We start from the raw sequence: 24535 nt of genomic DNA, 5'->3' as shown, positions 1-24535 counted from the left end.
TGTCTAGTTTCAGTGCCTAGTCCCTCAAGGTCATAAGCCACAGCTCTCCGGAAATCAGGATTTCCTACGATCTGTGTCTTACGCAGGTCGGGGCTGGGCGAGGCACTTTCACTTTTCGTTACTGTTAAGAAAAAAACCTTTACAAACCTATATAACATTTGGTATTATACTATCTTGTGTGAAACTATTCGGAGGTGCTATTTAACATGGCAGTAAAAATTCGTTTAAAACGTATGGGAGCTAAAAAATCTCCTTTTTATCGTATCGTAGTTGCAGATTCTCGTTCACCGCGTGACGGCCGTTTCATTGAAGTGGTTGGAACTTACAACCCGGTTGCACAACCGGCTGCGGTTGAAATCAATGAAGAGCTTGCGCTTAAATGGCTTGCAGACGGTGCGAAACCATCTGACACAGTGCGCAACCTGTTCTCAAACGAAGGCATTATGGAAAAATTCCACAATGCTAAAAACAGCAAGTAATCGATCCTAATCGATGAAAGAATTAATTGAAGCGATTGTTTCCCCTCTTGTAGATCATCCTGACGAAGTCGTTGTGACCTCAAAGGAAGAGGATGGCAAGATTACCTACTTCCTTTCTGTCAACAAGGAAGATATGGGCAAGGTGATCGGAAAGCAGGGGCGTGTTGCTAAGGCAATTCGGACTGTGGTTTACGCAGCAGGATACTCGCAGCAAAAGAAAATCTATTTGGAGATTTCCGAATAAGGGAGGGGTAGCACCCTTCCTTTTTTAATAGGTAATCTTAAAAACGAATCCGGCTTTGGTTAGAAAATGCAGTCAGCTAAATATATAACCTTCCAAAAAAATTTCCCTATTTTATGAATGTCGGTTCAGTGCATGATAGTAGAAGGTAGCGGGTAACAAAGAGTAAGATTTTAATCAAGGGGAACTCTTAAATAAAGGGAAAATCTATACATAATTCGATACAACCGTATAAATGCGAAATAAAGGGGGCGCTGGAGATGAAAATTCTCCAAAATGTCATAGTGAATCAAGTATTGACCGACTCCAGCAAGAATAGGCTCCTTGAGAAATATAAAACTGATAAATCCCGGCTGCAAAAGGAAGGGGACCAGCTTCGTTTTGAATTGAAAAAGCTGGAGAAAACGAAGAAGTTTCAGCCAGCTTCCTTACGCGGCCATTTCGAAAAAGAAATCAACATCAGGCAGGAGAAGATCAAGCTCCTTGATTTTCAGATTGAGCAATTGGATATCCTTCCTATTGGCAGTGAGTTAAAGGAAAGGGAAGTCCAAAGTATTGTAGATGTTGAGATAGGTGCCAATTGGGATGAACTCATCCAAACGAAAACAATTGTGATCAAAGATGGAATCGTCTCAGAAATTCGTTAGAGGTGAGAACATGGAAAAATGGTTTAATGTAGGAAAGATCGTGAATACCCATGGAATAAGCGGTGAAGTTCGCGTCATTTCAAGGACCGACTTTCAAGAGGAACGGTATAAAAAGGGGAATACATTGTATTTGTTCAAGGAAGAAAGCGGAGAACCAATCGAATTAAAAATCGCTTCCCACCGCACCCACAAAAATTTTGACCTGCTTACTTTTGAAAATTATACGAACATCAATATGGTTGAACCGCTTAAAGGCGGCATATTAAAGGTTACTGAGGATCAGCTAAATCAGCTTCCTGAAGGGGAATACTATTTTCACCAAATCATCGGCTGTACTGTATATACGGATGAAGGAGAAGGAATAGGGAAAATCAGGGAAATCCTTACACCTGGCGCAAACGATGTGTGGGTCGTAAAGGGAAAAGGCGGAAAGGACATTTTGATTCCTTATATTGACGCGATTGTAAAAAGTGTTGATGTCGAGGCAAAGAAAATTATCATAACACCGATGGAAGGGCTGCTTGACTAATGAAAATTGATGTTCTGTCTATCTTTCCGGAAATGTTCGAAAACGTGCTAGGATCCTCCATACTAAAAAAAGCGGCCGAAAAGGGTGCCGTAACCTACAATGTCACCAATTTTCGTGATTTCGCGGACAATAAGCACGGGACAGTCGACGATTACCCTTACGGTGGGGGAGCAGGAATGGTATTGAAACCCCAGCCTATCTTTGACGCGGTAGCGCACTTGAGTGAAGGGGCAGTGAATAAGCCGAGGGTTATCCTTCTTTGTCCTACCGGTGAACGGTATAACCAGCAGAAGGCCGAACAGCTCTCGCAAGAGGACCATTTAATTTTTATTTGCGGCCACTACGAAGGTTACGATGAGCGGATTAGAGAGCATCTTGTCACGGACGAAATTTCACTAGGTGATTATGTGCTCACCGGTGGAGAGCTAGGGGCAATGGTGATTATCGATAGTGTTGTGAGATTGCTGCCAGGCGTTCTTGGAAATGAGGAATCACCGGTGCTCGATTCCTATTCTTCAGGGCTCCTCGAACATCCGCATTATACAAGGCCGGCAGATTTCCGCGGCATGAAGGTTCCAGATACCCTTCTTTCCGGTAACCATAAAAATATTGAAGTGTGGAGAATGAAGGAGTCCCTTCGTCGAACATGGAACCGGCGCCCGGATTTACTAGAGTCCTACACATTGAGCGAAACGGAGAAAAAACTCCTCGAAGAACTGAAAAAAGAAGACGGGCCGCTATTGCAACAAGACTAAGAATATGTTAATATAAATTTTGTGACTTGGGCAAAGCTCAAGTCTTATAACGATGTTCCGCTGCAAGCAATTGGATTTGTAAGAGCATCCGGGAGGAGTAGAAAAACTATGCAACAACTTATTCATGAAATTACAAAAGAACAACTTCGTTCTGATCTTCCTTCTTTCCGTCCTGGTGACACTGTACGTGTTCACGTAAAGGTTGTCGAAGGAACACGCGAACGTATCCAGGTGTTTGAAGGTGTTGTTATCAAGCGCCGTGGCGGTGGAATCAGCGAAACTTTCACAGTTCGTAAGGTATCTTACGGTGTAGGAGTTGAGCGTACATTCCCTGTACACACACCAAAAATCGCGAACCTTGAAGTAGTACGCTATGGTAAAGTACGCCGTGCTAAGCTTTACTACCTTCGTGAACTTCGCGGTAAGAAAGCCCGTATTAAAGAAATCCGCCGCTAATCGCGAAGGGTTTAACCGATACGGACAAAGCAAAAGGCTGATAATTAAAGCAGTATGCATACAAAAAGGAGCTTGTTCATCAGGCTCCTTTTTTGCACGTTCAGTACTCACTCAGCTGCGGAGATACAAGGTTTTTTCCTTATTTTCTCTAGAAAGGTTTATTTCCTTTCTATTTGTAAAATAAAATTGTAAGATGTTAATATGCAATTTTTAAAGGGTGATAATAATGGCGAAAAAGAAAAATGAAATTTGGGAATGGTCGAAGGCGTTGATCATTGCCGTAGGCTTGGCGGCAGTCATCCGATATTTTTTATTTGCCCCGATTGTGGTTGATGGGCTGTCGATGATGCCAACATTGCATGACCAGGACCGTATGATTGTTAATAAAATAGGTTATACTCTAGGCGAGCCGAAGCGGTTTGATATCATCGTATTCCATGCCCCTGAACAAAAGGATTACATAAAGCGTGTAATAGGGCTTCCGGGTGACCGTATCGAGTACAAGGATGACACTTTGTATGTGAATGGAAAGCCTTATGATGAGCCTTATCTCGATGAGTATAAAAAACAGGTTACCGATGGGCCATTAACGGATCCATTTACCCTGGAGGATACCCCTGTAGGGCAGGAAACCGTACCTGAAGGACATTTGTTTGTAATGGGAGATAATAGGCGTTTTTCTAAAGACAGCCGCCATATCGGCGCCGTACCGCTCGAAAAGGTTCTAGGCGAAACCAATATGGTTTATTGGCCTGTTAAAGATTTCCGGCTGGTTAAATAACAAAGTTAGAAAGGTGAGTCATATTGACAATTCAGTGGTTTCCAGGCCATATGGCCAAAGCGAGACGGGAAGTAACAGAAAAATTAAAGCTCATCGACATAATCTTTGAGCTGGTCGATGCACGGATCCCCTCGTCATCTCGCAATCCGATGATCGATGAAATTATCCAGCATAAACCGCGGATTATTTTATTGAATAAATCGGACATGGCTGATCCTGCAAAAACAAAACAATGGCTGGACTATTATAAATCAAAGGGAGTAACAGCGATCGCGATCAATTCACAGGCTGGCAGCGGGCTGAACCAGATTACGGCCGCTTCGAAGGAATTGCTAAAAGAAAAGTTCGATCGTATGAGGGCCAAAGGAATCAAGCCAAGGGCAATCAGGGCCATGATCGTCGGAATTCCGAATGTGGGAAAATCTACCCTGATCAACCGGCTCGCGAAAAAAAATATAGCAAAAACCGGAAATACCCCTGGTGTAACGAAAGCGCAACAATGGATTAAAGTAGGTAAAGAACTGGAATTGCTGGACACACCGGGCATATTGTGGCCTAAATTTGAAGATCAAGAAGTTGGCCTGAAGCTCGCCTTGACGGGTGCAATAAAGGATACGTTGTTGAATCTTCACGATATTTCCCTTTACGGACTTAGATTCCTTGAAAGGGAGTATCCGGAACGGCTCAAGGAAAGATACAATCTTACAGACATCCCTCAAGAAACAGTCGAGCTGTTTGACACAATCGGTGCACTCAGAGGCTGTTTAATGGGCGGTGGAATGGTCGACTACGATAAAACGGCAGAATTAGTTGTGAGGGAGCTGCGCTCTGAGAAATTTGGCTCTTTGACATTCGAATTGCCAGTAAAAGAACCAATAGAAGAATAAAATCAAAACGAAAGCGGGTACCCGGCCTTTTCGGTAAAAAGAGGAAACCCTTCCTATTAAGGTGTTCTCTATTTTATCCTAGAGTTTGGACCCGTTTTTTTTGTGATAAAAAATTCATACGGGTAAGCCGATAATAATCATAGATGATGGTGAAATAAGAAATGAAACAAACAAAAAGCATAAAAGAAATCGCCCAGGTTTTAAAAGAAATTCAGGACCCGTTTGATCCATTTATCGCGGAGTGCCTTGAGGATGACAGGGCGGGCGTTCGCGATCTAGCAATGAAATGGAATCAGGCCTTTAACAAACGGCGGAAAGCGCGGGAACACTTTGAAGAAATGTCCATGTATGAGCATACTCTCCGAACACAGGGTTTTCAATATATTGCAGGAATAGATGAGGTTGGCCGGGGACCGTTAGCCGGACCTGTCGTTGCTAGCGCGGTGATTTTGCCCGCCGATTTTTATTTAGAGGGACTGGATGATTCAAAAAAAGTCTCTGAATCAAAAAGAGAGCTTTTTTATGAAGTGATTCAGAAGGAAGCGGTGGCAATCGGAGTGGGAATCATACATAGCGAAGAGATTGACCGTTTTAATATTTATCAAGCAACAAAAAAGGCCATGCTTGCGGCAATAGCTGCTCTAGAAATTACGCCTGACCATTTGCTGATCGATGCAATGGAATTGGATGTACCGATGCCCCAGATGGCAATCATTAAGGGCGATGCAAAGAGCATTTCCATATCAGCGGCATCTATCGTGGCAAAAGTGACAAGGGATAGAATGATGAAGGAATACGCTATATCTCACCCTCACTATGGTTTCCATAGAAATATGGGCTACGGAACCTCAAATCACCTGGAAGCCCTGCATAAACATGGGCCTACACCATGGCACCGCCGAAGCTTTTCGCCTGTGAGAGATATCGCCGAGAAAGACTAGTAAATTGAAAAGAAGGAGGGGAACCATGCAGCCCTTACATTTCATTCCGAGTATGCAGAACCGGACCCCTTTACAGCAGCCGGAAAAATTGCAGGCCGGACAAATTATTCATGGAAAAATAAATAGAATCTATCCGAATCAAACCGCGGAAGTGCAAATCGGGAACCAAAAATTCATGGCCAGCCTTGACGCATCTCTTAAGGCAGACGAAAGATATTGGCTGCAGGTACAGCCAGGAGGAGGAAGGCTGCATTTAAAGGTATTACATGGTTTGGAAAGGGAAGCCGGGGGCGGCATTAAGGGAACCGTCCTTCAGCTGCTGGACCATTTAGTTGTGCCGCAAAGCAAGGAATCCATTGAGCTTGCAAACTATTTGCTAAAGAATCAGCTGCCGGTCACTAGGGATACGTTTATTATGTCACTAGGATGGCTAAAGGCAACAGACAACTTAGGGGGAACCCTTAATAGCATCAAGACTATGCATACCATGAATCTGCCCTTCCTCGATGACGTTTTTCATGCCTTACAGGCTCTGGAAAAAGACGGAACACTGCATGATGCTGCCAAAAATCTACTCACACAAATTAGTGAACATGGTTCTGATACGGAGACCATGCAAAATGTGAAAAATCTTTTAGAAAAAATCATGCTCCCGAAACAAGTTCATTTTCCTTCCTATACGATGGATAAATTGCTTTCAAGCTGGCTCAGCATGGAATCTTCTCCCGATATCCAAAAATCTGCATTTTCCATCCTTCAAAAGGCAGGTTTCTTTCCCGTTGACAGCAGTGAAGCAGGAATAATCGAAAAATTAACCACAGTTTTCGGGCGGGATACAAATCAGTCTCCTCCTTCCATAAAAACTGGCCTGTCGCTGATCATGCACTATCAGAATGCGAAAAAATCAGGGAATGAATCTGAAGGTGAAATCCTCGAATTATTCAATAGGCTTCTCAAAAATCCTGGAGATGTAAAGGATGCGCCGATTCAAGCTATTTTGGCTAAAGCCCAAAATTTGCAGTTGAGTGAACGCAGTGTGAATGTCAGTTTCAACCAGCCCCAGGTCTTACAGGGAGACCAAACGCGAGAGCAAATTAAGCAGCTTCTCCATGCTCTATTAGAGCCTGGTTCTGACAGCGGAGAAGTGAATAGGCAATATATAACGGCCGAACAAATATTTTCAGCCGTAGGTGGAGGAAAAGAGAATTTACAGCAAAGCTATACGAACTTGGTGAAATTAATCGCTAGTGAGACGGAAGCTGGTCCCAAGTTCAGCCAGTTGGATAACATGGAGAGTCAATTTTTAAGGACAACCCTTTCTGCAGGGGATAAACCTGTCGATTTTGCAAGAGGACAAGCTGTCGCCGGATTTCTCAAAGAGATGGCCAAATTGCTTGGGGTCAATCTTGAACATGTTTTAGCAAACTCCGGCCGCATGGATACATTGATTCCAGAAGGCCAACTTGAATCACTTAAGCCGTTGCTTATGAAGGTTTTAGCTCAAAACCAGCAAACGCCCATAAAGGAAGCAGCAGAACAGATCCTGAACAGGATCACTGCGCAGCAACTGTTGTCACAGGAGTCAGGACCACTTCAGAATATTTTCATGCAGATTCCTATGGCCGATTCACGCATTCAAACGGACCTAACGCTGCAATGGAGCGGCAGGAAGAGAAACGACGGTACGATCGATCCGGACTATTGCCGGGTATTATTTTACCTGGATCTTGCACAAATGAAACAGACGGTAATCGACCTACAAATCCAAAATAAGGTCATCAAAGTTAAAGTGATTAATGATAACCATGAGATATTGGAAAACCTATCGGGGCCTCTCTTAAAAACGTTAAAAACGAATCTAGGACATTTGGATTACAAGCTATCGAGCGTAGTTTTTGAAAGCGAATCAATAATGGAAACCAAAAGGTCGGGTATGGTTGCAGCCAAGGGACTTTCTATCCAGGCTGGGAGTAAACAATATAGTGGGGTGGATATCAGGATATGAAGGAAAATAAGCGAAAAGAGGCCGTTGCGCTGAGATACGATGCCCAAAAGGATTCAGCGCCAATGGTCATTGCAAAAGGCAAAGGGAAAGTGGCGGAAAATATTTTGGAAGCGGCAAGCATGCATGATATCCCGGTAAGGGAAGACCCCACCCTGACAGAACTCCTAGGCAAGCTAGATATCAGCCAGTCTATCCCTGAAGAATTGTACCAGGTAGTAGCTGAGGTTTTTGCCTTTGTTTATAAAATGGACAAGGCAGTGAAGGATCAATAATGGTCCAGTCTTCATTATTTTAGAAAAACGATCAGCTTACCTTTTTTAATAGGCCCATATGTTAAAAGAACGTAAAATATTATTGCGAATTTACAGGTTATAGTAGACAAGTTTTTTTACTTTTTATACAATTAAAAAGCAGTCTATTAAATAACGTTCGACATTATCTTGCAAAAAAATAATGCGGGCATGCAAAAATGGTTTATCAGGTATTGAAATGCCTGAAAATATAATCATTTTTCAAAATTGCAATAGTTGACAAGGAGGATGGGAAATGAATATCCACGAGTATCAGGGGAAAGAAATCCTCAGAAAATACGGGGTATCCGTACCGAATGGCCGTGTGGCGTTCACTGTTGATGAAGCGGTAGAAGCTGCCAAGGAGTTAGGTTCAGAGGTAGTTGTCGTCAAGGCGCAAATCCATGCTGGAGGACGCGGTAAAGCCGGCGGCGTCAAGGTTGCAAAGAATCTTGATGAAGCACGTACATATGCACAGGAAATCCTGGGTAAAACACTAGTTACCCACCAGACAGGTCCGGAAGGCAAAGAAGTAAAGCGCTTACTAATTGAAGAAGGCTGCGATATCAAGAAAGAATATTACGTCGGCCTTGTGTTAGACCGCGCAACTTCACAGGTTGTCTTAATGGCTTCTGAAGAAGGCGGTACTGAAATCGAAGAGGTTGCGGAAAAGACACCGGAAAAGATTTTCAAGGAATATATCGATCCAGTGGTTGGCCTAACAGGCTATCAAGCTAGAAGAATAGCTTTCAATATAAACATTCCTAAAGAACTTGTTAATAAAGCCGTTAAATTTATGACTGGCCTTTATACTGCTTTCATTGAAAAAGACTGCTCTATAGCAGAAATTAATCCGCTTGTTGTAACAGGTGATGGCAATGTAATGGCATTGGATGCGAAGTTAAACTTCGATTCTAACGCACTTTACCGCCATAAAGATATTTTAGAATATCGTGATCTTGAAGAAGAGGATCCAAAAGAAATCGAAGCTTCCAAATATGACCTAAGCTATATTTCGTTAGATGGCAATATCGGCTGCATGGTAAACGGTGCTGGTCTTGCAATGGCAACGATGGACATCATTAAGCATTACGGCGGAGATCCTGCCAACTTCTTGGATGTAGGCGGCGGCGCTACAGCCGAAAAGGTCACCGAAGCATTTAAAATCATTCTTTCCGATGAAAATGTGAAAGGTATTTTCGTTAACATTTTCGGGGGTATTATGAAATGTGACGTCATCGCTGAAGGTGTAGTGGAAGCTGCCAACCAGCTTGGCCTTGAGGTACCGCTTGTTGTTCGTTTAGAAGGGACAAACGTTGACCTTGGCAAAAAGATTTTAAGAGAATCCGGTTTGAACATTACGCCTGCTGAATCTATGGCAGACGGTGCAGAAAAAATCGTAGAGCTTGTAGGAAAATAGGCAGGGGGGACCATAATGAGCGTTTTTATTAATAAAGACACAAAAGTCATTGTTCAGGGTATCACTGGTTCAACGGCTTTATTTCATACAAAACAAATGCTTGAATACGGCACAAAGATTGTGGCGGGTGTAACGCCTGGAAAAGGCGGCACAGAAGTTGAAGGCGTGCCTGTATACAACACAGTTTCCGAAGCAAAGGAAGCTACGGGTGCAAATGCATCTGTCATCTATGTTCCGGCTCCGTTCGCAGCTGATGCAATCCTTGAAGCTGTAGATGCAGAACTAGAAATCGCCATTTGTATCACTGAGCACATTCCTGTTCTTGATATGGTAAAAGTGAAGCGCTATATGGAAGGCAAAAAGACCCGTCTTGTCGGGCCAAACTGCCCTGGTGTTATCACTCCAGATGAATGCAAAATCGGGATCATGCCTGGATATATCCATACAAAGGGGCATGTAGGTGTTGTTTCACGCTCTGGGACGCTGACGTATGAAGCGGTACATCAGCTTTCACAAGCTGGTGTTGGGCAGTCTTCAGCAGTGGGCATCGGAGGAGACCCTGTTAACGGAACAGACTTTATCGATGTGTTGAAAGCATTCAATGAAGACCCAGAAACCTACGCAGTTATTATGATTGGTGAAATCGGCGGGACCGCAGAAGAAGAAGCGGCTCAGTGGGTTAAGGCAAACATGACCAAACCGGTTGTAGGCTTCATTGGCGGACGTACTGCACCTCCGGGTAAACGTATGGGTCATGCGGGTGCCATCATTTCTGGCGGGAAAGGTACGGCTGATGAAAAAATCCGCGTCATGAACGAATGTGGTATTAAGGTTGCAGAAACTCCATCTGTTATGGGGGAAACCTTAATTTCCGTCCTTAAAGAAAAAGGTATCTACGAAAAGTGTAAAACACATTAATCAAATAGCAGTCGCTCCTCGTTCCCCGGGGGGCGGCTTTTAACACTTCCCCGAAACACTTCTATTCTCTCTATCCACCCGCACAATAGCTTTTTCTGTATATTTTTACCAAGGAGTGACCATTGCATGAATATCCGCGAAAGATTAATCCACTTACATCACTGCCACGGGATCGGTTGGAAGTCGATCCGGAAGATAATAACACATGATCCTTCCCTCACAAAAATGTATCAATGGAATACCGCGCATTGGCAGGAAATCCTTTCACTTTCTTCCTCTAAAATCCAGTCCTTTCTTACCGACCTACACTCCATTGATATAAAGAAAGAAATCCGACAATATGCTAGTAATCAAATTGAATGTATGACCATTGTAGATGAGGATTATCCTTATCTTTTAAAACAAATATACGATCCTCCCTGGGTACTCTATTTGAAGGGCCGAAGAAGTTTACTTGGGGAAACTCCAGCTTTGGGGGTAGTAGGAGCTCGGAACCCTTCAACGTACGGCCAGGAAGCACTAAAATTTATTTTACCGCCTCTTATAAAAAAAGAATATGTAATTATTAGCGGGGCGGCGGCCGGAATTGATGCCCTCTCCCACAAGATTTGCCTTGGTGAAAAGGGAAAGACAATTGGTGTACTTGGGGGTGGGCATTTTTATATTTATCCGAAGGAGAACATTCCTTTAGCCATTCAAATTATGAAGAATGGTTTGTTGATTTCAGAGATTCCACCCAGGAGGCGCCCCGAGCCATGGATGTTTCCTATGCGCAACAGAATCATCAGCGGATTGTCGCAAGGTGTATTTATAATAGAAGCAAAGCAAAACAGCGGTTCACTCATTACTGCCCAATATGCCCTCGAGCATGGCAGAGATGTGTTCGCCTTGCCGGGGAATATAACAAGCGAGCTTTCTTTCGGTACCAACTTAATGATTCAGGACGGGGCCAAAATGGTACTTCATGCAGGTGATATCGAAGCTGAAATGAAAAAGTAAGAGATGGAATTTCAGCCCTGGCTTTTTATTTTTTCTTTTCTGCTAAGAAATGTGTATCATTTAAAACAACACGTTATATAATGCTTAAAAAATGGCCATTTAAAAAATGTTGGATCAAGATGTGTAGTTTTTTGATAAAAAGGTTGAAATAATCTGTAAACTGTTATAAATTTGCAGGCAGGCACCAATTAGAGCAAAACCGTTTTAGCTGTTGCTCTTTCGGACAACAAACCGGGGACTCCAAATAAAGTTTATTGACAAAAGAATTTTCAATGATTAATAATAGTGAAGATTTATATTACCTCTTTGAGGAGGATTTTTTGAATGTCTGATTATTTAGTGATAGTAGAATCGCCGGCCAAGGCGAAAACAATAGAGCGCTATTTGGGAAAAAAATATAAGGTAAAGGCTTCGATGGGCCATGTCAGGGATTTGCCCAAGAGCCAGATGGGCGTTGATATCGACCATGAATACCAACCGAAATATATAACGATCCGCGGGAAAGGACCCGTGTTAAAAGAATTAAAAACAGCCGCAAAAAAAGCGAAGAAAATTTATCTCGCAGCTGACCCCGACAGAGAGGGGGAGGCAATTGCCTGGCATTTGGCACATAGCCTTGATGTCGACATCCATTCAGACTGCCGGGTAGTATTTAATGAAATTACAAAAGATGCGATCAAGGAATCATTTAAGACCCCCCGGCCGATTAATATGAACCTCGTGGATGCGCAGCAGGCGCGTAGGGTGTTGGACCGGCTGGTTGGATACAATATCTCCCCGCTTCTATGGAAAAAAGTAAAAAAGGGCTTAAGTGCAGGCCGGGTACAATCGGTTGCAGTCCGGATGATTATCGACCGTGAAAAGGAAATTAAAGACTTTGAGCCGGAAGAATATTGGACAATCAAGGCTGATTTTGTGAAAGGACGGGATCAATTTGAAGCGTCGTTTTACAGTATCAACGGGGAACGTAAAGAATTGCGCTCGGAAGAAGATGTAAAAAATGTTGTAGGCAGCATTAATGGCAATGACTTTGAAATCACGGCCGTTTCCAAGAAAGAACGAAAACGCAATCCTGCCGCTCCTTTCACGACTTCTTCCCTCCAGCAGGAAGCCGCGAGGAAATTAAACTTCAGGGCAAGAAAGACTATGATGCTTGCCCAGCAGCTGTACGAAGGCATCGAGCTTGGCAGTGAAGGAACCGTCGGATTGATTACGTATATGAGAACGGACTCAACTCGTATATCAGATGTTGCAAAAGCTGAAGCAGCCGGTTATATTCAGGCCGCTTACGGGAAAGAATACCATCAAGAGACTGAGAGAAAAGAGAAAAAGCAAAGCAACGCTCAAGATGCCCACGAAGCGGTTCGCCCCACAAGTACGTTGAGGGACCCTAATTCGGTTAAAGATTTTCTTTCTAGGGACCAATTCAGGTTATACAAGCTGATTTGGGAGCGTTTTGTTGCAAGCCAAATGGCGCCGGCTGTGATGGATACAATGAGCGTTGACCTGAGAAACGGAGAAGTAATTTTCCGTGCAACCGGATCAAAAGTGAAATTTCCAGGTTTTATGAAAGTGTACGTTGAGGGGTCGGATGATACGGTAGAAGAAAAAGAAAATATGCTGCCCGATCTAAAAGAAGGCGATAAGGTCATAGGTAAAGATATTGAGCCTAAGCAGCACTTCACACAGCCGCCTCCCCGCTATACAGAAGCTCGCCTGGTAAAAACCCTTGAGGAGCTTGGAATAGGGCGTCCTTCAACTTATGCACCTACTTTGGATACCATCCAGAAAAGAGGCTATGTTGCCCTTGAAAATAAGCGGTTTATTCCTACAGAGCTTGGGGAAATCGTGCTTGAGCTTGTTCTTGAATTCTTTCCTGACATTTTGGATGTTGAATTCACCGCCAAAATGGAACAAGAATTCGACAGTGTAGAAGAGGGAAAAGTAGAATGGATTAAAGTTATCGATCAATTTTACCATAAGTTCGAAATCCATTTAGAAAAAGCGGAAGCAGAAATGGAAAAGGTAGAAATCAAAGATGAGCCTGCAGGAGAGGATTGTGAGAACTGTGGGAGCCCTATGGTTTTTAAAATGGGACGTTACGGTAAATTCATGGCCTGCAGCAATTTTCCGGATTGCCGTAATACAAAACCAATCGTCAAAGAAATAGGGGTAAAGTGCCCGAACTGCAAAGAAGGCAATATAATTGAAAGAAAAAGCAAAAAGCGGCGGATTTTTTATGGCTGTGACCGTTATCCTAGCTGTGAATTTATCTCCTGGGATAAGCCGCTGCCAAGGTCCTGCCCGAAATGCGAAGGCACATTGGTTGAGAAAAAGCTAAAAAAAGGCATCCAGGTACAATGCATGCAGTGTGATTACAAGGAAGCGCCTCAAAGCTAATGAAAGGTGAGCAGCTGCTCGCCTTTTCTCTTTGGATTTCTTGATTATTTATTCAGTTATGACGTTTTTTTCAGCTGATTAGATTTAACAGTGATTTAAAGTCTGTCCAGAAATCCTAAGTTGTTCCTCTAACGTCTCGAAATGCTAGAGTTGAATAGCTATTATCCAGTATTTAGGGTCAAAACACTTTAAAGGCTTAAATCAATCACTTTATAAAGGCATGAAACTTTCTTCTTTTTCATCCGTATTGTAAAATGCAATGGACAAACAGATATGGTTGGCGATATAATTTTTCTTTGTGCCATGTGGATTCTTCATTTCATACATAGTTATTTTGGCAACAATAATAACAGGAAAATTTATTTGTAAACATACAAGGTTTTAGCATATTTTTACAGGGAGGTTCGTAAAATGAAAGAAACAATCGTTAATGTGATCGGTGCAGGCCTTGCGGGAAGTGAAGCAGCTTGGCAGCTTGCCAAACGAGGGATTAAAGTAAAGCTATATGAAATGCGCCCGGTAAAACAAACACCGGCACACCATACGGATAAATTTGCAGAACTTGTCTGCAGCAACTCGCTTCGAGCCAATACACTCACAAATGCTGTTGGTGTTTTAAAGGAAGAGATGCGCCATCTTGACTCCGTGATCATATCTTCGGCGGATGCATCTTCGGTTCCTGCAGGAGGCGCACTCGCAGTAGATCGCCATGAGTTTGCAGGCAGAGTGACTGAAATGGTGAAAAATCATCCGAATGTGACAGTTGTAAACGAAGAGGTAACAGAGATTCCAGAAGGGCCGACAGTGATAGCAACCGGACCGCTAACAAGCGAGGCACTTTCACAGAATTTAAAGGATCTTATGGAAGAAGAGTACTTATACTTTTATGATGCCGCAGCTCCGATCATTGAAAAAGAAAGCATCAATATGGATAAAGTTTATTTGAAATCCAGGTATGACAAGGGTGAAGCTGCCTATTTAAACTGTCCAATGACCGAGGAAGAATTCAATCGTTTCTATGAGGCTCTTGTTGCCGCTGAAACTGTACCACTAAGAGAGTTCGAAAAAGAAATCTTCTTTGAGGGGTGCATGCCTATTGAAGTCATGGGAGCACGTGGCAAAAAGACGATGCTGTTCGGCCCGCTCAAACCGGTTGGATTAGAGGACCCAAAAACAGGGAAAAGACCATATGCTGTTGTCCAGCTAAGACAGGATGATGCAGCAGGGACTTTATATAATATTGTCGGATTTCAGACGCATTTGAAATGGGGTCCTCAAAAAGAAGTGATTCAATTGATCCCAGGACTTGAGAATGCTGAAATAGTGCGATATGGGGTCATGCATCGGAATACGTTCATTAATTCACCGAAAGTCTTGCTGCCAACCTATCAATTCAGAAACCGGAATGATCTATTCTTTGCCGGACAAATGACAGGTGTTGAAGGATATGTGGAATCAGCGGCATCTGGCCTGATAGCAGGTATAAACGCTGCAAGGGTTTCACAAGGACTTGAACCAGTAATTTTTCCCGCCGAAACGGCTATGGGAAGCATGGCACGCTATATTACATCCACCAACGCGAAAACATTCCAGCCTATGAACGCCAATTTTGGGCTGTTCCCTGAGCTTGAAATGAAGATTAAGGGCAAAAAAGAACGGAATGAAATGCATGCTCATCGGGCAATTGAAACGATTCGGAATTTTGTGAAGAGTTTGTAAATTTATTTGCCTGTGTATTTAAAATATGATAATATTTAGTAGCCTTCCGAGCCAAGGGGGTAAAGTGATGGCAGAAGAAAGCCTTTCCTTGCAACAATTCATTGAATACCTACAAATCGAAAAAAATTGTTCGCAATATACGATCGATAGCTATAGAAAAGATATAGAGGAATTTTTCTTGTTCACAGCTGAACAAGGAATTAAAAGCTTGCAGGCTGTCGAATACCAGGATGCAAGGTTATATCTAACTGTTCTGTATGGGAAGGGTCTTTCTAAACGTTCTGTTGCACGAAAGACCTCATGTATGCGCAGCTTTTATAAGTTCTTGATGCGGGAAGGGAAGGTTAAAGAAAACCCTTTTGCCCTTGTCGCCCTTCCCAAAAAGGACCAAATGCTTCCAAGGTTCATGTATGAAGAAGAAATGAACAAGCTTTTCTCTTCTTTGAAAAAAGAAACTCCATTGGAACTGCGGGATTCAGCCTTGCTTGAACTTCTATACGCCACTGGTATCCGTGTCAGTGAGTGCTGCAATATCAAATTGCAAGATATCGATTTTTCACTAGGCACTGTTTTAATACATGGAAAAGGAAAAAAAGACCGTTATGTACCATTTGGCAGCTTTGCGAAACAAGCTATTCAGACCTACATAAAAGAAGGAAGGGATTCTCTGTATAGCTCCGCAAAAAACGACCATTCCTACTTATTTGTCAATTTCCGGGGGGACGCACTGACACCAAGGGGCGTGAGTTATATCCTTAACGGGTTGATTAAGAAGGCTGCCAGTGATGGAACCCTTCATCCACATATGTTTCGGCATTCATTTGCCACACATTTACTAAACAATGGTGCGGATTTGCGGACTGTCCAGGAGCTTCTGGGCCACTCCAAAATCTCTTCAACGCAAATTTATACGCATGTGACAAAGCACCAACTGCAAAAAGTGTATAACGCTGCACACCCACGTGCTTAAACGTCCTTGAAAGGAGACTGTTATGGGTAATTTTCATGCAACGACCATATTTGCTGTCCACCACAATGGAGAATGTGCCATGTCTGGAGACGGCCAAGTGACCATGGGAAATGCTGTTGTGATGAAACATACGGCAAGGAAAGTGAGAAAGCTGTTCAATGGCAGAGTGCTTGCTGGTTTTGCCGGCTCTGTTGCTGATGCTTTTACTTTGTTCGAACTGTTCGAAGCCAAGCTGGAGGAATACAATGGGAACTTGCAGCGTGCATCAGTGGAACTTGCAAAACTGTGGCGCAGTGATAAAGTACTAAGAAGGCTGGAAGCGATGCTCATTGTAATGGACAAAGACAATTTGTTGCTCGTATCCGGTACCGGTGAAGTGATCGAGCCTGATGATGGCGTCCTTGCCATCGGGTCAGGAGGCAATTATGCCCTTTCAGCCGGAAGGGCTTTAAAACGTTTCTCAGGTGACAATCTGACAGCGAAAGAAATAGCACGGGCTTCACTTGAAATTGCCGCAGAGATTTGTGTGTATACAAATTCCAATATTATCGTTGAAGAGTTGTAAAAGGGAGGGGCCGGTATGAAAGATAACAAAGCGAATTTAACCCCACGGCAAATTGTCGAGAAACTTGACCAGCATATTGTAGGCCAAAAGGATGCGAAACGGGCGGTGGCGGTCGCCCTTAGAAACCGGTACCGCCGCAGCCTGTTATCTGAACAGCTTCGGGATGAAATTGTCCCTAAAAATATTTTGATGATCGGCCCGACAGGCGTAGGGAAAACCGAAATAGCCAGGCGGATGGCTAAATTGGTAAGGGCACCGTTTGTTAAAGTTGAAGCCACGAAGTTTACTGAGGTCGGTTATGTTGGAAGAGATGTGGAATCGATGGTGCGCGACCTAGTAGAAACATCCGTGCGTTTGGTGAAGGAAGAAAAGAAAGCTAGCGTGAAGGAGCGGGCAGAACAGAATGCCAACAAAAGGCTCGTGGAGCTTCTTGTTCCCTCTGCGAAGAAACCCAATAACTTTAAAAACCCGCTTGAAGTATTCTTCGGAGGAGCAGGAAATGCCCAGACCGAAAGTGATAATACCGCTGATGATGATTCAAATCTCTACCAAAAAAGAAGGATAATTGAAGAAAAACTTTTAAATGGTGAACTGGAAGATGAGATTGTAACCGTTGAAGTAGAAGAACAACAGCCATCCATGTTTGATATGCTTCAGGGTTCGGGAATGGAACAAATGGGGATGAATATGCAGGACGCTTTAGGAAGCTTGATGCCAAAGAAGCGGAAAAAACGAAAGTTGAAGGTCAGTGAAGCGAGATCCGTCCTGGCTAACGAAGAAGCTGGCAAGCTTATTGATATGGATGAGGTCACAAGTGAAGCAGTTTTCCGGGCTGAGCAGGCAGGAATCATTTTTATTGATGAAATCGATAAAATTGCCAGTAAGCAAACCGGGGGTTCTTCAGCCGACGTTTCCAGAGAGGGCGTCCAGCGGGACATACTGCCGATTGTGGAAGGTTCAACAGTTGTCACTAAATATGGTTCGGTTAAAACGGACCATGTCCTTTTCATTGCGGCAGGGGCTTTCCACATTGCAAAACCATCGGATTTAATCCCAGAGCTTCAAGGAAGATTCCCAATCCGGGTGGAACTCAAAAAATTGACGGTAGAAGACTTTGTCCGTATCCTGCATGAACCAGACACTGCGTTATTAAAGCAATATACAGCATTATTGGAAACTGAAGGTATACAAATTGAATTTTCTGACGATGCTATTCGTAAGATTGCAGAAGTGGCATTTGAAGTGAACCAAAATACGGACAATATTGGAGCTAGAAGGCTTCATACCATTATGGAAAGGCTCTTGGAGGATTTATCTTTCGAGGCACCTGACATTACAATGGAGAAAATCACCATCACCCCTCAGTATGTGGAAGACAAACTCGGCTCTATTTCAAGAGATAAAGATCTCAGCCAGTTTATTTTGTAAGTAATTTTGCAGCAAGTTAAATAGCCTGTTTGCAGGCTAGGAACCGGGTGGCTGGTATGTTCGGAATGCATGTTAAGATTTCCTCTAATCGTACTAGATAGTAATCACGCGAATAGTAAGGTTCACAGCTGCAGTATTGGAATTTATGTTTTTTAGGAGGAAATTTAGTAATGGAGTTATTAGGAAAAACAAGAAAGATTAATGCCATGCTTCAAAATGCAGCCGGAAAACCGGTTAATTTTAAGGAAATGGCAGAAAGCCTTAGTGAAGTAATTGAATCGAACGTTTTTGTTGTTTCAAGACGAGGAAAGTTATTGGGATTTGCGATCAATCAACAAATTGAAAATGAACGTATGATCCAGATGCTTGAAGACAGACAGTTCCCTGAAGAATATACAAAAAGCTTGTTCAATGTCCAGGAAACATCTCCAAACCTTGGCATTGAAAGTGAGTATACAGCATTCCCTGTGGAAAATAAGGAACTGTTTGCAAGCGGATATACTACTGTAGTGCCAATTATTGGTGCCGGCGAACGATTGGGAACACTGATTCTTGCACGGCTGCAGGAAAAATTCCATGATGATGACTTAATCCTTGCAGAATACGGGGCTACAGTTGTTGGCATGGAAATCCTACGCGAAAAGTCGGAAGAAATCGAAGAGGAAGCGCGAAGCAAGGCTGTTGTGCAAATGGCGATCAGCTCCCTTTCGTATAGTGAACTTGAGGCAATTGAACACATTTTTGAAGAGTTACAGGGCTCAGAGGGTCTTCTGGTTGCTTCAAAAATCGCAGACCGGGTCGGCATTACGCGGTCCGTAATTGTCAATGCATTAAGAAAGCTTGAAAGCGCCGGGGTCATCGAATCCCGTTCGTTAGGAATGAAAGGAACCTATATTAAGGTCTTGAATGACAAATTCCTCATGGAACTTGAAAAATTAAAAAACCATTAAGACAAGGAAAAAGCCAGTTACCTAAACTAAACATTTAGGTACTGGCTTTTTTGTTGTGATTAACGAATATAAATAACACAAAATTTTCTCTTTTTCTTCAAAAATCTCCATTCTTTTTTGTGTAAAATAAAATGAAATAAGCGTGTGGAATAAATTGGTTGTTATAAATATAAAAGAAAGCAGAATTGATGGTCCTTTTCGAGAATGGGTATATAGCACCATTGTGTCATTTCAAATGCTAAAAGACCTATCTTTATGGAGTTCATAAGTCATTTTCATAATGGAAATTGTATCATTTACAGGAAAAATTATACAAAAAGCGACAAAAATAGGACTTTTTTCATGTAGGGATTTGTCGACTCCTCGTAGACAGGGGGTATGTTATTCTTTACAATAGTTACTAGATTATGTTTATTCTGTTACAAAAGTGAGTATATGTAACAATTTGTCTTTTAATGCAAGGGGTGAATGATATGAAGCTTTTTTCAAATACATTCCAAACGCTAGAAAATGCTCTTAATTATTCTAGTACAAAACAAAAAGTGATCTCTCAAAATATTGCCAATGCCGATACACCCAATTATAAAGCGAAGGATGTACGGATGGGGCATTCCTTCCAGTCGATGCTGGACGCTTCGATCCATGCTTACCGCACAGACGGCAGGCATTATGACTTTAAGATTACCCCATCCGTTCCATCCGCCATCGTTACAAGGAACAATCTGCAATACAATAATAACGGTAACAGCGTTGACATTGACCAGGAAATGAGTGAGATGGCAACAAACCAAATCTTTTACAACGCAGTTACCGACCGCTTGAGCGGAAAATTTCAATCTTTGCAAAATGTGATAAGGGGTGGCAAGTAATGGGTATATTCACTGGAATGAACGCTACGGCCTCCGCATTAACCGCGCAAAGGCTCAGGATGGATGTTATTTCTTCAAACATGGCAAACGCTGATTCTACCAGGGCCAGGATGGTTGGGCCCGACACGTGGGAACCCTACCGGCGAAAGACTGTCGTGTTGCAGCCGAATGAAGGCAGCTTTGCTAACTTTTTACAAGCTGCAGCGGGCAAAAGAGGTATGAGTAAGGCAGGAGACGGTGTAAGGGTAACAAGTATAGAAGAAGATAGGGCTACACCTTTTAAGACGGTCTATGACCCTGAACACCCTGATGCCAATGAAGACGGCTATGTTCAAATGCCAAACGTCGACCCTTTAAGGGAAATGGTAGATTTATTGAGCGCAACCCGATCTTATGAAGCGAATGTAACGGTTTTTAATGCTTCTAAAGGTATGATGATGAAGGCACTTGAAATAGGCAAGTAGATTAGGAGGAAAATAAGATGCAAGGAATAAACTTCTCTCCTGGGAACAGAGTTTTTGATGCAAGCAATCAAGGCATGCAGACCCAGTCATATACACCATACGAAGCCCAGCAGAGTTTTGCGTCAGTATTGAAAGAATCTATCGATAAAGTGAATGAGGCTCAAGCTGTTTCAGATAATTTTACAGAAAAACTGGCACGGGGCGAGAATGTTGACCTTCATCAGGTCATGATCGCGTCCCAAAAGGCAAGCGTTATGATGCAGGCAACACTTGAGGTTCGGAATAAAGTCGTAGAGGCTTACCAGGAAATGATGAGAATGAATGTATAAGCAGCATCTTAAACCTCAGAAAAAACTTTAACGCACAACAAGGGCATCTTCCTTTTAATCGAGAAGATGTTGGCTCGAAATAACAAAGATTAACCGGGGGATTAAGATGAAGGAAGTGTTTTTAAATTTAAAGAACAGGATAACAGGTTTTTGGGGGAGCCGGAGTAAGAAGCAAAAACTTCTCATGATCGGGTCCGCCATCCTGGCTGCAATCGTGATCGCGGTGGCTTCCGTCCTTGCTTCCCAAACCAATATGGTACCGTTATATAGCAATCTATCGCCTTCTGAAACGGGAAGTATTAAGGAAAACCTGGACAGCAGGGGTATACCATCGGAAATAGCGGATGGCGGCAAAACAATACTGGTTCCTGAGGAAAGTGTTGATACCCTTAAAGTTGAACTTGCCGCAGAGGGCATCCCGAATTCCGGAAGCATTGACTACTCATTCTTTAGCCAAAATGCTGGGATCGGCATGACTGAAAACGAGTTTAATGTTATGAAACTCGATGCAATGCAGACGGAGTTGGCCAATCTCATAAAAGGGATCGATGGAGTGGAAGATGCGAAGGTCATGGTTACGCTCCCCGAGAAGGGTGTATTCGTCAGTGATACACCAGAAGAAGCATCCGCATCAATCGTTTTGAATACGAAACCAGGATATCAATTCGAGGAATCACAGATTAAATCGTTATATCACCTTGTTTCAAAAAGTGTACCCAATCTGCCTACAGATAATATCGTCATTATGAATCAAAATTTTGAGTATTTTGACTTGAAAAACGAAAATAATTCTACACCGGGGGCGTCATTCGCCACACAGCATGAGATCAAGAAAGAAATCGAACGCGACATTCAGCGCCAGGTACAAAACATGCTAGGCACACTAATGGGCAGGGAGAAAGTTGTGGTGTCTGTTACGGCAGACGTCGATTTTACTCAGGAAAACAGGGAGGAAAACCTTGTAACACCTGTTGATGAAGAGAATATGGAAGGTATCGCAATTTCCGCACAGAGAATCAATGAAACATATAGCGGTACAGGCGCACCTCCGGGAGGAACTCCACAGGCAGAAGATTCTGCAGACGCCCAAGGATACACATACCAAGCTGGTGCTAACGGAACTGGGGACTATGAACGGGTAGAAGAAACTATCAATAATGAGGTTAACCGGATCAAGAAACAAATCGTGGAAAGCCCATATAAAGTAAAGGATTTGGGTATCCAGGTTATGGTAGAACCTCCAACATCTGATGACCCTGCCTCGCTGCCACAGGAACGCATCGATGACATCACAAAGGTATTAAACACAATCGTCCGTACAACGATTGCCAAAGATAATGCTGCCGAAGCCTTGACAGATGAGCAAATTAACCAAAAGATCGCAGTTTCTGTCCAGCCGTTCAACGGAAAGGTTGAGTTTGACCAGAAAGCAGATACCGGACTGCCATTATGGGTTTACATAGTCGGTGGAGTTCTGCTAGTTGCAATCATCGCTCTTTTATTCTTGTTTATCCGCTCGAGAAGACGGGATGAATATGAGGAAGAAATCATAGAAGAACAGGAAGTTTTGGAGGTGCCGGATCTAAACGACGAACAAGAGACCGAAGCATCCCTGAAACGGAAACAGCTGGAAAAGCTTGCAAAAGAAAAGCCGGAAGAATTCGCGAAACTGCTTCGAAGCTGGATTGCGGAAGACTAGGAGGGAATGAAGTTGACAGACAGAAAGAAAAAAGGCGGGCTAACAGGAAAACAAAAGGCAGCCATTCTGCTCATTTCACTCGGCCCGGACGTCTCTGCTTCTGTTTATAAACATCTTTCAGAGGAAGAGATTGAAAGGCTTACACTAGAAATTTCAGGCGTCCGGAAAGTGGATTCTGCTGAAAAGGAAGAAGTGCTGGAAGAATTCCATAATATTGCACTAGCACAGGATTATATTACACAGGGCGGGATCGGCTATGCCAAGCAAGTATTAGAGAAGGCTCTTGGGACTGACCAGGCTGCGGCAATCATCAACCGTCTGACTTCATCCCTGCAGGTGAGGCCTTTCGATTTTGCCAGAAAGGCTGAACCAGGTCAGATCCTTAACTTTATCCAAAATGAACATCCGCAAACAATAGCTTTAATTTTATCGTACCTGGACCCTGCGCAGGCAGGACAGATCCTTTCCGAATTGCCGCAGGATGTGCAGGCGGATATAGCAAGAAGAATAGCGATTATGGACAGCACTTCCCCGGAGATCATCAATGAAGTCGAACAAATTCTTGAACGGAAGCTTTCTGCAACCGTAACCCAGGATTATACACAAACAGGCGGAATTGAGGCTGTGGTAGATGTCCTTAATGGGGTGGACCGCTCAACGGAACGTACAATTCTCGATTCCTTGGAAATCCAGGATCCTGAATTGGCGGAAGAAATCAAAAAACGGATGTTTGTCTTTGAGGACATTGTTACTCTTGATGGGCGTGCCATTCAGCGCGTTATCCGTGATTCTGACAATGAAGACCTTAAACTAGCACTCAAGGTTGCCAGTGAGGAGGTCAAAGAAATTGTCTTTAAGAATATGTCTAAACGTATGGTAGACACGTTTCTTGAGGAAATGGAATATATGGGACCTGTCCGTCTTCGTGATGTGGAAGAGGCTCAATCCCGGATTGTTGCAGTCATACGCCGGTTAGAAGAGTCAGGTGAAATCGTAATCGCCCGCGGCGGAGGAGATGATATCATTGTCTAGGATTATCAAATCCCAATATGCAAACCGAGACGACAATGCAAATAAAACAATCAAAATCAGGAGTTTGGAATATTTTTTTCAAGACAGCAATCCTGAGGCACCTCCTGTTTTTCAAGCAACTGATGCCCAACTGCTAAAAGAAAAGGCGCATGATGATGCAGAAGCCATAATCAGGGAAGCAAGGCAAAAAGCAGAGAGAATTATCAAACAGGCAGAATTAAGCCGTAAGCAATTTGATGAAGTAGAGAAACCGCAAATTGTGCAGGAAGCCCGCGAACAGGGTTTCCACGAAGGAATGGAAACCGGAAGGGAAAAGGGCTATGAACAATGGTCCGAAACTCTTGAGCATGCAAAACAAATCGTTTTCGCTTCAAAAATTGATTATGAATCACATATCGAAGAATCTGAACGCACGATTCTGGAGCTAGGGATTAAAGTGGCCGAGCGGATCATCGGAAAAGAGTTACAGGATTCCAAAGAAACTTACCTAACGCTAGTGAAACAGGCGATAAAAGAGACAAAGGATTATCTGGATGTGCAGCTTCATGTCCACCCTGACTATTATGAATACATTCTTTCGCAGAAGGAAGAATTGATGACAATATTTCCTAAAGAAGCGGGGCTGTATATTTATCCAGATCAGGATTTGCCTGCGGCAGGCTGCGTGATTGAATCAGCGCATGGGCGAATAGACGCCGGTGTTGACAGCCAACTGGATGAAATCAAGCAAAAACTTGTTGAATTGCTGGAAGGGGAGTAAAT

General features: G+C 43.1%; 26 protein-coding genes. All 26 read left to right on the top strand.

Annotation, left to right across the window (positions count from 1 at the left end):
• Nucleotides 1-206: 206 nt before the first annotated feature.
• Complete coding sequence (gene rpsP / locus CUU64_RS08360; protein ID WP_101633103.1) at nt 207-479, top strand: 30S ribosomal protein S16; 273 nt, start codon at nt 207-209, stop codon at nt 477-479.
• A 13-nt stretch (nt 480-492) separates the two neighbouring features.
• Nucleotides 493-723, top strand: coding sequence for a KH domain-containing protein (locus CUU64_RS08355; protein ID WP_101633102.1), 231 nt, complete (start codon nt 493-495; stop codon nt 721-723).
• A 257-nt stretch (nt 724-980) separates the two neighbouring features.
• Complete coding sequence (locus CUU64_RS08350) at nt 981-1367, top strand: YlqD family protein (RefSeq protein WP_101633101.1); 387 nt, start codon at nt 981-983, stop codon at nt 1365-1367.
• A 10-nt stretch (nt 1368-1377) separates the two neighbouring features.
• Nucleotides 1378-1896, top strand: coding sequence for a ribosome maturation factor RimM (gene rimM, locus CUU64_RS08345; protein WP_101633100.1), 519 nt, complete (start codon nt 1378-1380; stop codon nt 1894-1896).
• On the top strand, nt 1896-2651 hold the full coding sequence (trmD, locus tag CUU64_RS08340; RefSeq protein ID WP_101633099.1) for a tRNA (guanosine(37)-N1)-methyltransferase TrmD: 756 nt from the start codon (nt 1896-1898) through the stop codon (nt 2649-2651). The genes rimM and trmD overlap by 1 nt, the downstream gene beginning before the upstream one ends.
• Before the next feature lie 108 nt (nt 2652-2759).
• Nucleotides 2760-3107 (top strand): 50S ribosomal protein L19, encoded by a 348-nt coding sequence (rplS, locus tag CUU64_RS08335; RefSeq protein ID WP_101633098.1) that lies wholly within the window; start codon nt 2760-2762, stop codon nt 3105-3107.
• Between the two features lie 226 nt (nt 3108-3333).
• A complete protein-coding gene (gene lepB / locus CUU64_RS08330; protein WP_101633097.1) occupies nt 3334-3888 on the top strand; it encodes a signal peptidase I in 555 nt (184 codons plus the stop codon).
• A gap of 23 nt (nt 3889-3911) precedes the next feature.
• Nucleotides 3912-4775, top strand: coding sequence for a ribosome biogenesis GTPase YlqF (gene ylqF, locus CUU64_RS08325; RefSeq protein WP_101633096.1), 864 nt, complete (start codon nt 3912-3914; stop codon nt 4773-4775).
• Nucleotides 4776-4936: 161 nt separating this feature from the next.
• Nucleotides 4937-5716 carry a ribonuclease HII gene (locus tag CUU64_RS08320; protein ID WP_101633095.1) on the top strand — a complete coding sequence of 260 codons (780 nt, stop codon included), beginning with the start codon at nt 4937-4939 and terminating at the stop codon, nt 5714-5716.
• 25 nt (nt 5717-5741) lie between these two features.
• On the top strand, nt 5742-7721 hold the full coding sequence (locus tag CUU64_RS08315; protein ID WP_101633094.1) for a hypothetical protein: 1980 nt from the start codon (nt 5742-5744) through the stop codon (nt 7719-7721).
• On the top strand, nt 7718-7993 hold the full coding sequence (locus tag CUU64_RS08310; protein ID WP_101633093.1) for an EscU/YscU/HrcU family type III secretion system export apparatus switch protein: 276 nt from the start codon (nt 7718-7720) through the stop codon (nt 7991-7993). The genes CUU64_RS08315 and CUU64_RS08310 overlap by 4 nt, the downstream gene beginning before the upstream one ends.
• A gap of 274 nt (nt 7994-8267) precedes the next feature.
• Complete coding sequence (gene sucC, locus CUU64_RS08305) at nt 8268-9431, top strand: ADP-forming succinate--CoA ligase subunit beta (RefSeq protein ID WP_101633092.1); 1164 nt, start codon at nt 8268-8270, stop codon at nt 9429-9431.
• A 15-nt stretch (nt 9432-9446) separates the two neighbouring features.
• A complete protein-coding gene (gene sucD / locus CUU64_RS08300; RefSeq protein ID WP_101633091.1) occupies nt 9447-10349 on the top strand; it encodes a succinate--CoA ligase subunit alpha in 903 nt (300 codons plus the stop codon).
• Nucleotides 10350-10475: 126 nt separating this feature from the next.
• A complete protein-coding gene (gene dprA, locus CUU64_RS08295) occupies nt 10476-11348 on the top strand; it encodes a DNA-processing protein DprA (RefSeq protein ID WP_101633090.1) in 873 nt (290 codons plus the stop codon).
• A gap of 324 nt (nt 11349-11672) precedes the next feature.
• A complete protein-coding gene (gene topA / locus CUU64_RS08290; RefSeq protein WP_101633089.1) occupies nt 11673-13748 on the top strand; it encodes a type I DNA topoisomerase in 2076 nt (691 codons plus the stop codon).
• A 411-nt stretch (nt 13749-14159) separates the two neighbouring features.
• Nucleotides 14160-15467 (top strand): FADH(2)-oxidizing methylenetetrahydrofolate--tRNA-(uracil(54)-C(5))-methyltransferase TrmFO, encoded by a 1308-nt coding sequence (trmFO, locus tag CUU64_RS08285; protein ID WP_101633088.1) that lies wholly within the window; start codon nt 14160-14162, stop codon nt 15465-15467.
• A gap of 67 nt (nt 15468-15534) precedes the next feature.
• Nucleotides 15535-16437, top strand: a complete 903-nt coding sequence (gene xerC, locus CUU64_RS08280; protein ID WP_101633087.1) for a tyrosine recombinase XerC — start codon at nt 15535-15537, stop codon at nt 16435-16437.
• Nucleotides 16438-16459: 22 nt separating this feature from the next.
• Complete coding sequence (hslV, locus tag CUU64_RS08275) at nt 16460-17002, top strand: ATP-dependent protease subunit HslV (protein WP_101633086.1); 543 nt, start codon at nt 16460-16462, stop codon at nt 17000-17002.
• 15 nt (nt 17003-17017) lie between these two features.
• Nucleotides 17018-18430 carry an ATP-dependent protease ATPase subunit HslU gene (gene hslU / locus CUU64_RS08270; RefSeq protein WP_101633085.1) on the top strand — a complete coding sequence of 471 codons (1413 nt, stop codon included), beginning with the start codon at nt 17018-17020 and terminating at the stop codon, nt 18428-18430.
• Between the two features lie 170 nt (nt 18431-18600).
• Nucleotides 18601-19380, top strand: coding sequence for a GTP-sensing pleiotropic transcriptional regulator CodY (codY, locus tag CUU64_RS08265; RefSeq protein WP_101633084.1), 780 nt, complete (start codon nt 18601-18603; stop codon nt 19378-19380).
• A gap of 473 nt (nt 19381-19853) precedes the next feature.
• Nucleotides 19854-20249 carry a flagellar basal body rod protein FlgB gene (gene flgB, locus CUU64_RS08260; RefSeq protein WP_101633083.1) on the top strand — a complete coding sequence of 132 codons (396 nt, stop codon included), beginning with the start codon at nt 19854-19856 and terminating at the stop codon, nt 20247-20249.
• Nucleotides 20249-20713 carry a flagellar basal body rod protein FlgC gene (flgC, locus tag CUU64_RS08255; protein WP_101633082.1) on the top strand — a complete coding sequence of 155 codons (465 nt, stop codon included), beginning with the start codon at nt 20249-20251 and terminating at the stop codon, nt 20711-20713. Before flgB ends, flgC begins: the two co-directional genes overlap by 1 nt.
• 74 nt (nt 20714-20787) lie before the next feature.
• A complete protein-coding gene (fliE, locus tag CUU64_RS08250; protein WP_257985474.1) occupies nt 20788-21042 on the top strand; it encodes a flagellar hook-basal body complex protein FliE in 255 nt (84 codons plus the stop codon).
• Nucleotides 21043-21148: 106 nt separating this feature from the next.
• A complete protein-coding gene (gene fliF / locus CUU64_RS08245; protein WP_101633080.1) occupies nt 21149-22741 on the top strand; it encodes a flagellar basal-body MS-ring/collar protein FliF in 1593 nt (530 codons plus the stop codon).
• A gap of 12 nt (nt 22742-22753) precedes the next feature.
• A complete protein-coding gene (gene fliG, locus CUU64_RS08240) occupies nt 22754-23773 on the top strand; it encodes a flagellar motor switch protein FliG (RefSeq protein ID WP_257985463.1) in 1020 nt (339 codons plus the stop codon).
• Nucleotides 23766-24533, top strand: a complete 768-nt coding sequence (fliH, locus tag CUU64_RS08235) for a flagellar assembly protein FliH (RefSeq protein ID WP_180954516.1) — start codon at nt 23766-23768, stop codon at nt 24531-24533. Before fliG ends, fliH begins: the two co-directional genes overlap by 8 nt.
• The last annotated feature ends 2 nt before the right edge of the window (nt 24534-24535 follow it).

This window comes from Bacillus sp. V5-8f (assembly GCF_002863565.1).
Taxonomy (GTDB): Bacteria; Bacillota; Bacilli; order Bacillales; family DSM-1321; genus Peribacillus.
This window is presented reverse-complemented; position numbering and strand designations above follow the sequence as displayed.

Excerpts from the sequence above, each read along its gene's own strand:
- rpsP (WP_101633103.1), top strand. The coding sequence starts at position 207 with ATGGCAGTAAAAATTCGTTTAAAACGTATGGGAGCTAAAAAATCTCCT.
- CUU64_RS08355 (WP_101633102.1), top strand. The coding sequence starts at position 493 with ATGAAAGAATTAATTGAAGCGATTGTTTCCCCTCTTGTAGATCATCCT.
- CUU64_RS08350 (WP_101633101.1), top strand. The coding sequence starts at position 981 with ATGAAAATTCTCCAAAATGTCATAGTGAATCAAGTATTGACCGACTCC.
- rimM (WP_101633100.1), top strand. The coding sequence starts at position 1,378 with ATGGAAAAATGGTTTAATGTAGGAAAGATCGTGAATACCCATGGAATA.
- trmD (WP_101633099.1), top strand. The coding sequence starts at position 1,896 with ATGAAAATTGATGTTCTGTCTATCTTTCCGGAAATGTTCGAAAACGTG.
- rplS (WP_101633098.1), top strand. The coding sequence starts at position 2,760 with ATGCAACAACTTATTCATGAAATTACAAAAGAACAACTTCGTTCTGAT.
- lepB (WP_101633097.1), top strand. The coding sequence starts at position 3,334 with ATGGCGAAAAAGAAAAATGAAATTTGGGAATGGTCGAAGGCGTTGATC.
- CUU64_RS08320 (WP_101633095.1), top strand. The coding sequence starts at position 4,937 with ATGAAACAAACAAAAAGCATAAAAGAAATCGCCCAGGTTTTAAAAGAA.
- CUU64_RS08315 (WP_101633094.1), top strand. The coding sequence starts at position 5,742 with ATGCAGCCCTTACATTTCATTCCGAGTATGCAGAACCGGACCCCTTTA.
- CUU64_RS08310 (WP_101633093.1), top strand. The coding sequence starts at position 7,718 with ATGAAGGAAAATAAGCGAAAAGAGGCCGTTGCGCTGAGATACGATGCC.
- sucC (WP_101633092.1), top strand. The coding sequence starts at position 8,268 with ATGAATATCCACGAGTATCAGGGGAAAGAAATCCTCAGAAAATACGGG.
- sucD (WP_101633091.1), top strand. The coding sequence starts at position 9,447 with ATGAGCGTTTTTATTAATAAAGACACAAAAGTCATTGTTCAGGGTATC.
- dprA (WP_101633090.1), top strand. The coding sequence starts at position 10,476 with ATGAATATCCGCGAAAGATTAATCCACTTACATCACTGCCACGGGATC.
- topA (WP_101633089.1), top strand. The coding sequence starts at position 11,673 with ATGTCTGATTATTTAGTGATAGTAGAATCGCCGGCCAAGGCGAAAACA.
- trmFO (WP_101633088.1), top strand. The coding sequence starts at position 14,160 with ATGAAAGAAACAATCGTTAATGTGATCGGTGCAGGCCTTGCGGGAAGT.
- xerC (WP_101633087.1), top strand. The coding sequence starts at position 15,535 with ATGGCAGAAGAAAGCCTTTCCTTGCAACAATTCATTGAATACCTACAA.
- hslV (WP_101633086.1), top strand. The coding sequence starts at position 16,460 with ATGGGTAATTTTCATGCAACGACCATATTTGCTGTCCACCACAATGGA.
- hslU (WP_101633085.1), top strand. The coding sequence starts at position 17,018 with ATGAAAGATAACAAAGCGAATTTAACCCCACGGCAAATTGTCGAGAAA.
- codY (WP_101633084.1), top strand. The coding sequence starts at position 18,601 with ATGGAGTTATTAGGAAAAACAAGAAAGATTAATGCCATGCTTCAAAAT.
- flgB (WP_101633083.1), top strand. The coding sequence starts at position 19,854 with ATGAAGCTTTTTTCAAATACATTCCAAACGCTAGAAAATGCTCTTAAT.
- flgC (WP_101633082.1), top strand. The coding sequence starts at position 20,249 with ATGGGTATATTCACTGGAATGAACGCTACGGCCTCCGCATTAACCGCG.
- fliE (WP_257985474.1), top strand. The coding sequence starts at position 20,788 with ATGCAGACCCAGTCATATACACCATACGAAGCCCAGCAGAGTTTTGCG.
- fliF (WP_101633080.1), top strand. The coding sequence starts at position 21,149 with ATGAAGGAAGTGTTTTTAAATTTAAAGAACAGGATAACAGGTTTTTGG.